At 38.3% G+C, this 15,197-nt stretch carries 15 protein-coding genes; 11 read left to right on the top strand and 4 right to left on the bottom strand.

Annotated features, from left to right (window positions below):
* Nucleotides 1-46 precede the first annotated feature (46 nt).
* The 5 genes from PL9631_RS01790 (at nt 47) to PL9631_RS01775 (ending at nt 2,457) form a co-directional block, all read left to right on the top strand.
* Nucleotides 47-640: an L-threonylcarbamoyladenylate synthase gene (locus PL9631_RS01790; protein ID WP_083616408.1), complete on the top strand. Its 594-nt coding sequence runs from the start codon at nt 47-49 to the stop codon at nt 638-640.
* 186 nt (nt 641-826) lie between these two features.
* A complete protein-coding gene (locus PL9631_RS01785; RefSeq protein ID WP_083616351.1) occupies nt 827-1,744 on the top strand; it encodes a sensor histidine kinase in 918 nt (305 codons plus the stop codon).
* A gap of 69 nt (nt 1,745-1,813) precedes the next feature.
* Nucleotides 1,814-2,020: a hypothetical protein gene (locus tag PL9631_RS25975; RefSeq protein WP_083616349.1), complete on the top strand. Its 207-nt coding sequence runs from the start codon at nt 1,814-1,816 to the stop codon at nt 2,018-2,020.
* Nucleotides 2,004-2,222 (top strand): type II toxin-antitoxin system VapC family toxin, encoded by a 219-nt coding sequence (locus PL9631_RS01780; RefSeq protein WP_083616347.1) that lies wholly within the window; start codon nt 2,004-2,006, stop codon nt 2,220-2,222. Before PL9631_RS25975 ends, PL9631_RS01780 begins: the two co-directional genes overlap by 17 nt.
* A gap of 82 nt (nt 2,223-2,304) precedes the next feature.
* The gene (locus tag PL9631_RS01775; RefSeq protein WP_231516604.1) at nt 2,305-2,457 is read left to right on the top strand and encodes a hypothetical protein; all 153 of its coding nucleotides are present in this window, start codon (nt 2,305-2,307) and stop codon (nt 2,455-2,457) included.
* 87 nt (nt 2,458-2,544) lie between these two features.
* On the opposite strand, the gene thrC is transcribed toward PL9631_RS01775, so the two are convergent.
* Nucleotides 2,545-3,636 carry a threonine synthase gene (gene thrC / locus PL9631_RS01770; RefSeq protein ID WP_083616342.1) on the bottom strand — a complete coding sequence of 364 codons (1,092 nt, stop codon included), beginning with the start codon at nt 3,634-3,636 and terminating at the stop codon, nt 2,545-2,547.
* Nucleotides 3,637-3,896: 260 nt separating this feature from the next.
* Between thrC and PL9631_RS01765 the strand changes: the two genes are divergently transcribed.
* The 4 genes from PL9631_RS01765 (at nt 3,897) to PL9631_RS01750 (ending at nt 7,714) form a co-directional block, all read left to right on the top strand.
* Complete coding sequence (locus PL9631_RS01765; RefSeq protein WP_083616340.1) at nt 3,897-4,151, top strand: hypothetical protein; 255 nt, start codon at nt 3,897-3,899, stop codon at nt 4,149-4,151.
* A 277-nt stretch (nt 4,152-4,428) separates the two neighbouring features.
* The gene (locus PL9631_RS01760) at nt 4,429-5,475 is read left to right on the top strand and encodes a fatty acid desaturase (RefSeq protein ID WP_083616338.1); all 1,047 of its coding nucleotides are present in this window, start codon (nt 4,429-4,431) and stop codon (nt 5,473-5,475) included.
* Between the two features lie 92 nt (nt 5,476-5,567).
* Nucleotides 5,568-7,055 carry an AAA family ATPase gene (locus PL9631_RS01755; RefSeq protein ID WP_083616336.1) on the top strand — a complete coding sequence of 496 codons (1,488 nt, stop codon included), beginning with the start codon at nt 5,568-5,570 and terminating at the stop codon, nt 7,053-7,055.
* Nucleotides 7,055-7,714, top strand: coding sequence for a ParB N-terminal domain-containing protein (locus PL9631_RS01750; RefSeq protein ID WP_083616334.1), 660 nt, complete (start codon nt 7,055-7,057; stop codon nt 7,712-7,714). Before PL9631_RS01755 ends, PL9631_RS01750 begins: the two co-directional genes overlap by 1 nt.
* Nucleotides 7,715-7,780: 66 nt before the next feature.
* On the opposite strand, the gene PL9631_RS01745 is transcribed toward PL9631_RS01750, so the two are convergent.
* From PL9631_RS01745 to PL9631_RS01735, 3 genes are all read right to left on the bottom strand, one after another.
* Nucleotides 7,781-8,215 (bottom strand): META domain-containing protein, encoded by a 435-nt coding sequence (locus PL9631_RS01745; RefSeq protein WP_083616332.1) that lies wholly within the window; start codon nt 8,213-8,215, stop codon nt 7,781-7,783.
* Between the two features lie 10 nt (nt 8,216-8,225).
* On the bottom strand, nt 8,226-9,881 hold the full coding sequence (locus PL9631_RS01740; protein ID WP_083616330.1) for an ABC transporter substrate-binding protein: 1,656 nt from the start codon (nt 9,879-9,881) through the stop codon (nt 8,226-8,228).
* Nucleotides 9,882-10,056: 175 nt separating this feature from the next.
* Nucleotides 10,057-11,589, bottom strand: coding sequence for an efflux RND transporter periplasmic adaptor subunit (locus PL9631_RS01735; RefSeq protein WP_156090409.1), 1,533 nt, complete (start codon nt 11,587-11,589; stop codon nt 10,057-10,059).
* Between the two features lie 273 nt (nt 11,590-11,862).
* Here PL9631_RS01735 and PL9631_RS01730 point away from each other — a divergent pair, with 273 nt between their 5' ends.
* Both PL9631_RS01730 and PL9631_RS01725 read left to right on the top strand, forming a co-directional pair.
* Nucleotides 11,863-12,270: a response regulator gene (locus tag PL9631_RS01730; protein ID WP_083616326.1), complete on the top strand. Its 408-nt coding sequence runs from the start codon at nt 11,863-11,865 to the stop codon at nt 12,268-12,270.
* 101 nt (nt 12,271-12,371) lie between these two features.
* The gene (locus PL9631_RS01725) at nt 12,372-15,146 is read left to right on the top strand and encodes a PAS domain-containing protein (protein WP_083616324.1); all 2,775 of its coding nucleotides are present in this window, start codon (nt 12,372-12,374) and stop codon (nt 15,144-15,146) included.
* Nucleotides 15,147-15,197: the final 51 nt, after the last annotated feature.

Here is a 15,197-nt window from a genome sequence, read left to right as displayed (position 1 = left end):
TCCCCCTACCTCCCCTGCCTCCCCTGCTCCCCCTGCTCTCCTAACTATGGTTCAAGTCTCTGTTGATGCTCTAATTGATATGGCAATTTCGGGTGAGGGTGTGGTTAGTTTCCCGACGGATACTGTACCAGCTTTAGCTACCCGTCCTGATCGGGCAGAATTGATTTTTCAGACCAAACAACGCAGTCTGGATAAACCCTTGATCTTAATGGCTGCCACACCAGAAGCTTTATGGCCCTATGTGCAGGGGACGCTGGAAGAATTATCCGTTTGGCAAAAGACAGCCCAGAAATATTGGCCCGGGGGCTTAACTTTGGTATTACCCGCTTCTGACAAAGTTCCTCCAGCAATGAATCCGGCTGATCCGTCTACAATTGGGGTAAGAGTTCCCGATTCTGCGATCGCTCAATCCATTTTAGCCCGCACTGGCCCGATGGCAACCACCAGCGCCAATTTATCAGGACAACCGCCCCTATTAACGATGGCTGAAATTAATCATCAATTTCCCAAGGTTTTCACGTTATTTGCCTCAGAATTTGATCCAACAATTCCTCCATCCACCCTACCTTCAACGGTGGCAAAATGGGAAAGTAACGGTCAATGGACAATCTTACGACAGGGTAATTTAGTAATCAGTTAACAGTTAACAGTTAACAGTTATCCGTAAATAAATAATACCAATCTGTTGATAAACTTCGAGCTTACAAACCGTTATTCAACTCTTACACTAATAACTAATAAATGTTAACTAATAACTGATTCGGTGTTGACCAATAACTGATCAACTCTTACACTGATAACTGATCACTGATTACTGATAACTGAAATGGGTTGGAGCGAATTTTTATATTTCGGTTTTGGGTTAGGGTTAGGGGTCGCCCTAAATCAGCTATGGCGGGGAAAAGGAACAAAATCGCCCGACCCGGTTGGGACGGAAGACACCTCCAAAGAGGTTGATTATCAACAGCAGGTGCAAACCCTCTCTTATCAATTGAAACAAACTCAACTTGCTTATCATTCGGCGGCGGAATTGAGTTTATTTAAAGCGGGGTTTTTGGCGCGGACGTCCCATGAGTTGCGATCGCCTTTGAGTAGCATGATTGGTACATTACAACTAATTATCTCCGATCTGTGCGAAAACCCAGAGGAGGAGCGAGAATTTATCAATCTGGCCCACACATCGGCGTTAAAAATGGTGGGATTATTAGATCAAGTGATTTTTGTATCTAAAACCGAATATGGCACAGATACAATGGATATTCATGCCATTGGGTTAGCAAAAGTCATGGATGAGGTAGAAGATTTAACTTGTATGCAGGCGGCAAATCGTAGTATTAGATTAAACATTGATCCTCCTGATCAAGATATTTATGTGATGGCAGATTTACCCCGACTGCGACAAGTTTTAGTCAGTTTAGTTGATACTGCGATCGCTCAAATGAAAGAGGGAAGTGTGAATGTTTCTGCCCATCCTTCTCCCGAAACGGGATTTGTGCATATTTGGGTTGATGATCAACGTCCGGTTAGTGCGTGGAGTGAGTCTTGGGATTTATTAAAATCAACATTAGATATTGATCAACCTCCGTTTGAGCAAGGGACTTTATCCCCAGGAATGCGGCTATTAATGAATCAAACTTTATTGAGTTTAATGAAGGGTCGTTTAGAAATTTTAGCGATTCCTTCTGAGGGAGAAGATTCTAATTTTAATCGGACTCAATGTTCAATTCCTTTAGCAAAACCATAACCCACTATTTTAGACAGTTTAAGCTCTAATTAAGTTAGAATATTTGCAAACATCTAATCGTAACCTAATATGACTAAAACTCTTGATGTTACTGGCTTAACTTCTGAACAAATCGAGCAGATTTATGTAATCATAGACACATTCAGAGCTATTAATAAACAGCAAAACCGATTGACAGAAGACCAACTATCAGAATTTGATCCAACTCCGTTGTTTTTTGAAAGTGAAATCCTTCAGCCATTTAATCGAAGTCTGCTTTATGGCAACAGAATCTAAACGAATTTATCTTGATACCAACATTCTCGCTTATGTTGCTAATACCAAAGCACCTCAACACAAGACTGCATTAGAAATATTTCGACCCTGTGAAACAGAAATTCTCTGCGTTTCATCGCAAGTTTTAGCGGAATTTTATTCCTATATTACCAATCCTGCTATCTTAGCAAAACCTTTAGAGCCAAGAAAGAGAAGCGACTGAGCGTATTCAACGAATTTGTCAAATGCCTCATGTCTGCTTGCTCTCAACTCCTTTCGATCTTTTTGAAGGTTGGATGAGGTTATTGGAAGAACAACCAGTGACCAATGGAGGAATTTTTGACTTACTTCATATTGCCATTATGTTATCTCATCAAGTCACCAGTATTTACACTTTTAATGTCAAGGATTTTTCTTGGTGTTCCCAAATTAAAGTTATTGATCCTAGTCATCTTTGAACAGTCCCAATAAATACTGGAATACTTAACCGAAAATACCCTTAAAAACTCAGTAGAGACGCTGCATCCAACGCCTCTACAAACCCATTAAAATCCCATCACTTTTGCCACCGCTTCCATTTCTGGTGCAATTCCGGCTTTGAATTTATTGTTGCTGTGAGTAATCGCCGTATCTGGATCTTTTAACCCATTTCCAGTTAACACACAAACAATTTTAATCCCCTCTGGAACCTGATCTTTCACTTTCAATAATCCCGCAACGGAAGCGGCACTAGCAGGTTCACAGAAAATCCCTTCCCCAGACGCCAACAACCGATAGGCATCCAGAATTTCCGTATCGGTGACCGCGTTAAAACTACCTTGACTGGCATCTTTAGCCGCCACCGCAAAGTCCCAACTGGCCGGATTTCCAATCCGAATCGCTGTTGCTAGGGTTTCGGGGTTTTCCACCGGATGGCCAAATACTAACGGTGCGGCTCCGGCGGCTTGAAATCCCATCATTTGGGGTAAACGAGAACATTTCCCAACAGAATGATACTGACAGAATCCCATCCAATAGGCACTAATATTCCCGGCATTGCCCACGGGAATACATAACCAGTCGGGGGCATCTCCCAGGGCATCCACCACCTCAAAGGCGGCGGTTTTTTGGCCTTCTAAACGATAGGGATTGACAGAATTAACTAAAGTAATCGGGTAATGTTCGGCCATCTCCCGCACAATATTAAGGGCCTGGTCAAAATTTCCCTTAATCGCTAAGACTTCCGCCCCATATAATAACGCTTGGGCTAGTTTCCCCAACGCCACATAACCATCGGGAATCAAGACAAAGGCTTTCATCCCGGCTCGACGGGCATAGGCGGCTGCTGCTGCTGAAGTATTTCCGGTACTGGCACAGATGACGGCTTTGCTGCCTTCCTCTTTGGCTTTGGAAATCGCCATGGTCATGCCGCGGTCTTTGAAACTGCCTGTGGGGTTGAGTCCGTCATATTTCAGATAGACCTGCACCTGTTTGCCAATGATTTCGGCAATGGTTGGGGCCGGAATCAGGGGCGTGTTGCCTTCTTGTAGGGTGATAACGGGGGTAGATTCAGAAACAGGTAAATAGTTGCGGTAGGCTTCAATCAGACCGGGCCAGCACTTTAATGAGGACTGGGTTGTAGGCAAAGTCAACGTCATCTCGGTAGTATTTAATAAATGAAGAATAATCCGTTTAAGGATTGACAAATAAACAGATTCATGATAGGTGAGAATGCCCTTAACGGTTTGAATCCATAAACTTGATCGGTTGACAGGATCAGCCGTTGGGTGTATTCCTTATTTAGTTTACCTTCTCGTTTACATTCCGTGAAAAAACTAATCAATTTTGATATTTTTTTCCGTGGGAGTAAACGTTCAGGGTAAAATATAGTTAAGATTTGTTGAGCTAACATTTTTAGATGTCAAATCAACTGCTGATGCCCATTCGTTCATCCACCGTATCTGGGACTCAAACCTTAGATGCCCCTTCAAGCCGGACTTCCGGTTCTGTTATGTCTAAGCCACTGACGATTGATACGATGAAAAATCTGTACAACACCGATCAGCAAGTGAAGTTTCTGCATTTGCACGCTGAAGTTGAAACCCTGCTCTTGGAATTGCAAACCATCAAGCAACAGCGTCAAGAAACAACCTCACCCGCAAAGACTTGTTGAGTTGTTCTAAGTTCAACTCCCCCGATCATCACTAGCTGGGTTTAGTAAAAACCGCTAAACACCCTAGCTTTTGATGGACTCTGTTTAAGGGCGGTTACCATCGGAGTCGGACTTAAATGGATAAATGGAAAGTGCCTGTTTGTCCCATGCAGGTGAGATTTCTCATGTCAAATTAGGTAATTGATCAGACTACCAAAAAATTGGGAAGATAAAACCACGCAACCTTAGTATTACCCTAGCCCCCAGTGCTGAGGGATTTAAAAGTTTAAAAAATTCTATGACATTATCCTCTGTTCAACCTCAAACCCTAGAATCTTCTGCTAGTTTTCCCTCGGATTTACGTTTAAAAGACATTATCAAAAGTCTCCCTCGGGAAGTCTTTCTTAAAGATCAGAAAAAAGCTTTGCTGACTGTTGTTCTTAGTGTTCTTCTGGTTGTTGCGGGCTATTTTGCGATCGCTTACTCTCCCTGGTTTCTTTTACCCTTAGCTTGGGTTTTTACCGGAACAGCTTTAACGGGTTTTTTCGTGATTGGTCATGACTGTGGACATCGTTCTTTTTCTAACCGTCGTTGGGTGAATGATTTAGTCGGTCATCTGGCATTTCTTCCTTTAATTTATCCCTTCCATGGTTGGCGTTTAGGACATAATCACCATCATAAACATACCAATAAACTGACCGAAGATAATGCTTGGGAACCCTGGAAAATTGAAAATTATGAAGCGGCTCCTAAAATCGTACAAATTGCTTATAAATTAACCCGAGCCAGACTATGGTGGTTAGGTTCAATTTTGCATTGGGCAATTGTTAACTTTGATTGGCGCAAGTTTGAAGGAAAAGGACAGGAACAGGTTAAATTTTCTGCTTTATTAGTGATTGGATTTGTGGCGATCGCATTTCCTACAATGATTTTTACTCTCGGAATTTGGGGCTTTGTTAAATTCTGGTTAATGCCTTGGTTAGTGTACCATTTCTGGATGAGTACCTTTACTATTGTTCACCACACTGCCCCCGATATTCAGTTTCAAGAACCTGAAGATTGGAATGAAGCCTTAGCTCAATTATCGGGAACAGTTCACTGCAATTATCCCGCTTGGGTTGAGTTGTTCTGTCACGATATTAATGTTCACATTCCTCACCATATTTCTACGGCTATTCCTTCCTACAATTTACGGAAAGCCTATCAAAGTATTCAAGACAATTGGGGCGAATATCTTTATCCTGAATGTGATTTTTCCTGGTCTTTAATGACTCATATCGTAGATCAGTGTCATTTATATGATGCTGAAAATGCTTATGTTTCTTTCAAGGAATACAAGCAGTAATTAGATTTAGTAGTAAGTCCTTTAGGACTCTCTATATTTTACTCCTGAAGGACTCACTACTAACTTATTAGGAATAGAGGAAAAAGACAGTTTTGATCTTCACTTCTGATCAATGTCGAAATGAAAGCGAGGTAGAAAGTAAACTGATTGTCAGTTATTTACTCCCTGAGTTGGGCTATACTCCCGATACTTGGCATCAAGAGATTACCTTTGGTAATATTCGCTTAGATTTCCTATCTTTTGCAGTTCAAGTTATTCCATTTACCCTCAATGCAGATTCTCCTTTAAGTTTAGTTTTAGAGGCAAAACACCCTAAACAAAATTTAGATCGGCATATTCGGAAACTGAAACGCTATCTAACAAGTTTAAATGTTAAATATGGATTATTAACTAACGGCAAAGAATTAAGAATCTATGCCAGATTTACCGATGAAGTTAAATTAGTTTTTCAATGTCGAGGCAATGAAATTCAGGCGAGAATAGAAGAAATTAAAGGATTAGTAAGCCGAGATAGCTTACAATATAGACAAACCCAAGGTATTGAACCTATTTCTGATGATAATTCTGAACCTAATTCTCATCCAGAATTTGCTATTTTTTCTGAAAGTAATCAACAACATATAGAAAATATTCCTGAGTCTCAAATAACTGAAAATCAGAGTCAATTCCTTGAAATTATCCCTTGTGAAACGGAGAATCAAGCATCTATGAAAGTTATTGCTGTTTATCATAATAAAGGTGGCGTTGGCAAAACAACAACCGTTGTTAATCTCGCCGCTGCTTTAAGTAAAAAAGGTTATCGAGTTCTGATTATTGATCTTGATAGTCAAGCAAATACAACTTTTGCCACAGGATTGATTAAATTTCAATTTGAGGAAGATGATAATATCAGAGAACGGTATGTTTATCATTTAATTAAGTCAGGAGATTTTGATTTTATTCCCGATTTAGTTAGAAAATCCGATCATTTTAATCATCCTGAAATTGATGTCATTCCCTCTCATATTGAATTGTTACAACGTCAGGATGAACTCAAAAATTTTTCTGCGAGTCGATTTCGTTTAATTAACAAACTTAAGGAAGTTGAAGGGGATTATGATATTGTAATTATAGATACTCCGCCTTCTCGTGATCTCTATGCAGAAATAGCATTAATTGCGGCTAATTATTTAATTATTCCTTCTGATTTAAAACCTTTTGCTAATCAAGGTTTAACCAATGTTAAACAATCAGTCCAAGAAGTTAATGAATTTCGCTCCTCCTCTGGACAATCACCTTTAAAAATTATGGGTGTACTTCCCTCCAAAATTTCCACGAATGCCAAATATCAACAATATGTTTTACCTCGTCAAATGGTTGTTATTCCCCACAAATACGAACTACCTTTGATGGATAGTGTGATTTTTGAGCGGACTGCATTAGCTCAATGTTTAAATGAAACCATCACCGTAGGAGATTTAGAAATCCCTAATCCCCAGTCTATTTTTAAATATGAAGAAACTCATGCAAACGCAGGTCAATCGGCGGCTGAGTTTGAGTCTTTAGCAGAAGAAGTTTTAAGTAAAATGGCAATTAACTAATGATTAAATTTTATTTCGTTGACGTAAGCTCGATTCAATCTAATGTTCCTCGCTCTAATTTTTCTGAGGATCAAATTGAACAATTAGCTGACATTATTTTAGAGTCTGAAGGCGTTTTAAACGTTATTTTATTAACTCAAACAGGAATGAATAGTTACAAGGTTTTAGCCGGAGATTTAGAATATTATGCAGCAGTTAGAGCTAAAGAAAAGAATCCTAGACAGGGTGAAATGATTAATGCTGTTATTGTACAACCCTCAAATCAGGACACTTTATTAAAGCAAGCTGATTTTTTCAAAAATCGTTCATTTCCTGTTCAACAAGAAGGAGTAAAAGTCATAGATGAAACATCCTTAGAATCACGATTAGAAAAACAAATGCGCGAATTTAGGGAATTACAAATCAGAGAAAATAAAGAGATTAAGCATGAATTACAAGAGCTTAAAAATGCTCTTAATAATTTAACAGATAATATTAATAAACCGATAACTCAGTTCGTTGAAAAACCCATTTTTACGCCTCCTTCATCTAAACCTGAAAAGTCAAAATATGATGCTATGACTGTAGCTCAACTCAAAGAAATTGCGAAACAGCGAAATATAAAAGTAAAATCAAAGATTAAGAAAAGTGAACTAATTGCTATTCTACCCCAAGATTAATTTTCATAAAAAGTAGTGAGTCTTTTAGGACTGAAATATAGAGAGTCCTAAAGGACTTACTACGGGTTATTCGGGTTGATTTGGTGTAAATATCATTACCCCAGATCCTTGATTTGTTTTATAGTTAATTTGTAGTTTACCTTCAGCATTAATCTGAAAAGTTCGACTTTTTTCTAAAGCTGAGAGAAATTGATCTTCTTGCTTCATAATTTCTTCAGGACAAGCCATTTGAGTTCTCCCGGCTACACCAAATTTTAATTGCTCATCCTTGAGGGTGTAGGATGCGAAGTAACGGTTACAACTCGATGAACCACTAATTTGATCATTTTCAAATTGTAGGGTGATTTCCGTTTCATCTAGGGGCGTTTGGGTGGATTTTTCATTCCCCCAGGATATTAATTTCCAGGAGGTTCCACTGAGAGCATCAGAAGCCATAGAGGGGTTAATCATAGACAGAATGGATAGACTAGCAACGGATAGGGATAGGAGTAGGTTTTTCATGGGAGTTGTTTTATTTTTTGATTATCCAAAAGGGTAATTGTTGAGTTAATTGTAAACGAATATTGTCAATTCCGTTTTTAGCAAAAACATAGGTTTTATCTTGCCAAAGGGGAATATAAGGCACATCTTCGGCGAGGAGTTCTTGAATTTCCTGAAAGATTAATTTCCGAGCTTCTGGATTTTGTTCTTGTCGCTGTTGAGCAATTAATTGGTTCATGCGATCGCTATAATAAAAAGAGCCCTGATATTGACTAGAACCCTTGATACATCCAGTTTCAACGGAACCTTGACTACATTCTAAAAATGGTTGAATATAGTTATCAGCATCGAGAAAATCCGCATACCAATCTAACACAAAAGTTGGATAAATCCCCTGCTCTAAATATTTAAAGGCTGTGGTTGATTCTACACTATTAAGTTGCAGGTCAAGTAACCCGCCTAAATCTCTATCTGCTAAGGCTTTTAAGGTTAATCCTAAAAACCCTTTATTCGATGAATTAGAGGCATACCAAAGCTCAACAATTGCTGGATTTTCTGGGGTATATCCCGCTTGGGTTAACAGTTGTTTGGCTTTTTCAATATTCCCATCACCATATTTTAAATAAAAGGTAGGTTTATACTCACTAAAAGTTGTAGGAATTAAACTAAATAGTTTTTCTCCTTGATTTTGTAATACCCGTTCATTAATAATAGAACGATTGATTAAAGAGGCGAGGGCTTTTCTAACTTCTATGCGGTTCAAAGGTTCGGATTTAACATTAATCACCAGATAATTAATAGTATTTCCATTAGCAGAAATTATTTGCCACTTCCCAGCTTCTGCTCCTTGTTGTAAACTGGAAATTTGATCGGGATTTAAGGATAAATAAGCCAGATCAACTGCACCACTTCTAAAGGCATTAAATAAATTAGAGGAACTTGAAAATCGTTGAATATCGATGCCTCTATTGGCGGGTTTTTCCCCCCAGTATTGGTCAAAAGCATCGAGGCGAATGACATCAATTCCTAAAGAATTTAATTTATAAGGGCCTGTTCCAACAAATTCATTGGGTTTAAATTTTCCTTCTCCAATTTCATAAAATTGGGGAGAAACTGCCGTAATTCCTGAAAATGCTAGGAGGGAAGGAAAGGCAGCAAAGGGTTTTTTTAGTTTAATGGTTAATTCATAGTCTGCTGTTGCTTGAACCGTATCAATGGTATCTGCTAATAAGGAGGAAGGAGACCCGGCGTTTTGAATAAATCTTTTAATAGAAAACTCCATGGCTGCCGCATTAAAAGCGGTTTGATCATGAAACAAAACCCCCTGTCTTAAAGGAATAGTATAGGTTAATCCATCGGAACTCAGGGTGGGTAAAGCGGTGGCTAATTTTGGGATGAGTTGATTGGTTCCTAGTTCATAATCGTAGAGGCGATCGCCTAAATTATACAGGATATTTCCTGAAATTAATTCATAGGCATCGGCTGGATCAAGGGTGCGGAGTTTTAAGGTTGTTCCTATGGCAATTCGGCTATTATTTGGGGAAGATGTGATTTTGGCGTCGGGAGTACAACTAATCAAAATTAGAGAACAAACGCAGAATAAAGTAATCCATTGGGCTAAAAATTTTCGGGAGAATGGATGCAGATTTTTTAATCGATTTGATAGGGTTTTTAATTGGTTTACCATCGGTTAAAAATATTAGGGATAAGTCTCATCTTCTGATCATACCATTTTACAGCCTCATAAGCTATATGTACTATGTCGCTAACTTTTATAATATAATAACTACCTAGGTTTGCTTTTGAGTCTGAATTTTTGATACAACCCCCATAGGATTACTATATTTTTATAGTATTACTAATCAGCTTTCTGAATCCAAACTTTTATCTTTATCTTTTTCTTCTTCAACAATAACCATTCCAGGTTCAAGGGAGATATCGGCAGGAGGAATTACTAAAGTGTCACCCACTTTTAAACCAGATTTAATTTCAACTTTAATTAAATCTTTTAATCCTAGGGTGACGGGTTGTTTTTGCACTTGATTATTAGCATCTAATTTCCAAACAAAAGATGATTTTCCTTCGGATTGAATCAATTCTGTATTAATCGCAATTACGTCTTTTTCCTGTTCCAAAATAATCTCAACACTCACCTGACCCCCTGGAATTAATACCCGGGTTGGTTGATCTAATCTGACCGTAGCAGGAACGGTTGCTTGACCGGATGAACTGCTAGATTGACTACTATTAGTTTCGGATACAGCTTGTCGATTCACCCGTTCTACTCGTCCTAGAAATGGTTGGGAATCAGGGCCAATAATCGTAATTCGGGCGGCTTGATTCGGTTTAACTTGAGCCGCGTTCAGGGTCGATAACTGAAGTTGAACTAATTCTTGATTGGGATCTCCAATCGTAATTAAATCACTTTCTCGGTTAATTCCATCCCCGGGTTTAATATCAATATTTAATACCACCCCATCCAAGGGTGAAGTGACAAGATTATTCTGTAAATTTGATTCTTCTTCTTTATATACTACTTTGAGTCGCTGAAGTTCACTTAAACTTTGTTGAAGCTCGGACTGAGCTTGTTGAAGGTCAACTTCAGCCTCTAAGATACCACTGCTGGGGAGTGGGACATCTAAAAATTCATTTTGAGAGGTTTCTAATTCAAAGATATCATTTTTTAAGGTTAATTTTTCATTTCTTAAATTGGCTTTTTGAGTGCGAATAGTTGATTTTTCATCATCTAATTCTGTCTCGGCTATAAACCCCCGTTCTAAAAGCAAATTAGATTTAGTTAATTCTCTTTCTAAAGTATTGATTTCTTCTTGAATTTCAAGTAATTTTTCTTTTTGGCGTTCTATTTTTGCTTGAGCTTGTTTAATTTTTATTCTTTTATCATTTTCTTTAGATTTAACTTGCTGTTCATACTTTTCTGACTCATTTTTATAACGAATTTCGGCATTTTTTAATTTAATTTGTGCTTCCTCTACTTTCTGGCGATTTCGTTCTATTTCAAGTTCTTGCTTCTGAATCTCTAATTGTTTTTGCCGTAAGGAATTTTCCCCGGCGGTAGACCTCAACCGAATTAAATTTTGACCTTTAGTAATCGGATCGCCGACTTGAACAAAAATCTGCTCTACTGCACTCTCGGTGGGGGATTTAATGGTTCGTTGTCCCCCTAATTGAACGGTTCCTCCTTCGCTAATTTTGTTTTCAACTGTTCCTAATTCGACTTTCTGTAACCCAGCGGCAACCGCTTCTGTATCGTTTTTTTGTATTTTGTAATACAGAGCTATACCTGCTAAACTAACTCCCATAAATAGAGTCATGACCATTAGCCATTTAACTCCGCGTTGATAGGCTCTTTTTGCTTGGTAATCTAGGGTTGACACGGATTTCTCATCTCCTGCTTTAAATTGCAACCAGGGGGAATACTATTATATCCTAAAAAGCTAACTAGGTTTGTTTTAAGTGGACAATCCACTGTTAAATTTTATTATATAGCATAAAGATTTATATACTTTAAACAAATGAGCATAATAGGGGAAAAAACCTGGTTTTAGATGTGTATAATGAGATTATGTTTTAAAGCCATGCCACCAAAATAGTTAATTTTAAAAGCCACTTAATATTAACAACTTAGAGAATATAATGGAGAAATCGAGATGTGTACATCGGTCAAATCTCAGCTTACAGTTCTCGCTGTTGATGATAGCATTCCTGTGCAAAGACTGATTAAACGAATTTTAGAAAAACATTATCAGGTGATTTTCGCCAATGATACAATACAAGCCTTAGCCGCACTCCATAAGCATTCGATTGATTTAATGCTTCTGGATATCTCTATGCCAGGAATGGATGGTTTAGAACTGTGTAGAGTTTTGCGGGGATTACCTAATTTTAATCACCTCCCGATTGTGATGCTCACGTCACGAAATGGGGCTCGGGATGAGGTGGAGGGTCGCTTATCCGGGGCAACGGAATATTTAACTAAACCTTTCTCTGAAGAAGAACTGCTGCATACGATTGGAAAAATTCTGCATCAGACAGTCAGTCTAATGTCTGAATTCTAAAGGATTTGGGGAATATTCAGATTAGTTGCTATAACACTCGAGAATCGGAAAACCTCAAGAAACGATATAATTTCTTTAGGTTTTCCGATGCACCTTTAACGATGACAAGCATAATTTCACAGGGTGAGCAGAATCAAGTAGATCTGCATCAGATCGCCGATAATTTGCCAGGAGTGATTTATCAATTATTGCTGCACCTTGATGGTTCCCAAGAGTATTTATATATTAGTCCCAGTTGCCGAAGAATTTACGAGCGAGAACCCGATGAAATTCGGCATGATTCTGCTTTAATGTGGGGATGGATGAATGATTGGGATCAACAGGTTTTTACTCAATCGCTTTTAACCTGCGCTCAAAAATCAATTCCTTGGCAACGACAATGGCAATATCAAACTTCTGATGGAAAAATTAAGTATTTATCGGCGATCGCCCAAGCTTATCCTCAACCCAATGGCGATCTAATTTTTGATGGATTAATTTTAGAAATTCCACCGCCAACCCTTGATAATTGTTGTCCCTGTCATCCTAAAACCTGCGAGATTGAGCCTATTACAACCCCTCAAATTAAACAAGTTTTAACCTGGTTTGAACCATCAGATAACTCAATAGAATCGGAAAAAACGGAGGCAGTGGTAGAAGAACAAGAAGAATTTTTAAGAAATATTTATAACGGGGTAGAACAAGTTATTTTTGTGGTGGCAGTTCTGAATGAAAAGGACTTTCGATGCTTAGGTTGGAATCCCAAAGCCGAACAAGTTACGGGGAAGAAATCTACCGAAGTTTATGGAAAAAGCTTTACAGAAATTTTCGGTTTTGTGGAAGGGGAAAAAATGCTCCAACATTATCGAGATTGTGTTCAAGCAAAAACCTCAATTGAATATGAAGAAGAAATTGGCTTTCAAGAAACACAAACCTTTTCTTTAACTACCCTGAATCCCATTTTAGATAACCAAGGAAAAACCTATAGAATTATCGGGACTTCTTTGGATATTACCGCCAGAAAACAAGCAGAAATAGCGTTACAAAAGTCCCAAATCCGCTTCCAACAATTAGCAGAAAATGTCCCCGGAGTCACCTATCAATATCATCAATATAATCATCAAGTACAGGGCTGTTTTACCTATTTAAGTCCCAAATGTTTAGAATTAACTGAAATTAGACCCGAAGTTATTTTAAAAAATGCTGATTTCTTGTGGAAACTGATTCATCCTGATGATCTGAATGCCTTTGTCGATTCCATGGCCCAAGCCGTAGATAGCGGAAAACCTTGGCAACATCAATATCGTTTAATTACTCCTTCGGGTAATATTAAATGGATTCAAGCCGGAGGAAGTTTAGGAAAACAACCGGATGGATCAATTGTTTGGGATGGTTTACTCTTAGATATTAGCGATCGCAAACAAACCGAAATAGCCTGGCAAAGTTCAGAAGAACAATTGCGGGAATTAGCCGAACGAGAAAAGATGCAAAATTGCATCGGTAATTTGATTAGAAATTCCCTAGATTGGAATACAATTTTAGAAACAACCGTACAGGAAATTCGCCAATTATTAGCAATTGATCGCTGTTATTTTGTCGGATATAATTTGGGATCAAATCCCCCAGAATGGGAAATTATCAAAGAATCCAAAGCCGCCAATTTAGCCAGTATTTCCGAAATGTATCCCGGGGATGCGTTACACCCGATTAGTGAGATGGTTTTACAAGGAAAAATGATCCAAATTGATCAAGTAATTACCTGTGAGATTTCATCAGTTAGAAATTTTTTCATGGTTTTAGAATTGGAATCGGTTTTAATTTTACCCTTAAAAATTCAATCGGGTGATATTGGAGCTTTAGTATTAGCCCATTGTCAGGAGTCTCGACCTTGGAAATCCCAGGAAGTAGAACTTTTGCGCTCTGTTACCAATCAGTTAGAAATTGCTATTAATCAAGCAAAACTTTATACACAATCTCAAGAATCTGCCAGAATTGCCACGGCCAAAACTCAAGAGTTAGAACATACCGTCTCTAAATTGCAACAGGCACAGATGAAATTAGTTCATTCGGAAAAAATGTCAAGTTTAGGACAAATGGTGGCCGGAATTGCCCACGAAATTAATAACCCAGTCAGTTTTATTTTTGGCAATCTCACCTATGCGAAAGAATATCTGGATGATTTATTTTCCGTGATTAAACTCTATCAAAAACATTATCCCCATCCTCACCCAGAAATAGAAGAAAAATTAGAAGCCATCGAACTCGATTTTATTGCTGAAGATCTCCCCCAATTATTAACTTCCATGAAAACCGGAGCAGAGCGGATTAGAGATATTGTTAAATCCCTGAGAATTTTCTCCCGCTTAGATGAATCAGAACTGAAAAGTATTGATTTACATGAGAACATAGATAGTACCTTAATGTTGTTAGAAAGTCGCTTAAAAGAACAACCCCATCATCCCGCGATTCAAGTGATTAAACAATATGGAAACTTACCCCGGGTTGAATGTTATGCTGGGGAACTGAATCAAGTTTTTATGAATTTATTAGCCAATGCTATTGACGCCGTGGAACAACGGAATAAACAACGATCATTACCCGAAATTATTGCCGATCCGGGGATGATTTGGATTACGACCTCCCTAACCGATTTCCAGCAAGTACAAATTAGAGTTGCTGATAATGGAATTGGAATGTCCTCGGAAGTTTTAGCCAAAATTTTTGACCCTTTTTTCACAACAAAAGATGTCGGGTTAGGAACAGGTTTAGGAATGTCTACCAGTTATAAAATTATTGTTGAAACCCATAAAGGTCAATTATCCTGCATTTCAGAAATTGGGTTAGGGACAGAATGTGTCATTGAAATTCCCCAAAAACAGCCCCCAGCAACCCCGTAGTAAGCCCTTCATGGCTTTCTTTATTTCTCTAGTTTTTGGAATTAAGAATGA

It is taken from the genome of Planktothrix paucivesiculata PCC 9631 (genome assembly GCF_900009265.2).
GTDB lineage: Bacteria > Cyanobacteriota > Cyanobacteriia > Cyanobacteriales > Microcoleaceae > Planktothrix > Planktothrix paucivesiculata.
Note: the sequence above shows the minus strand (reverse complement) of the source record. Positions and strands in the feature narration are given on the sequence as shown.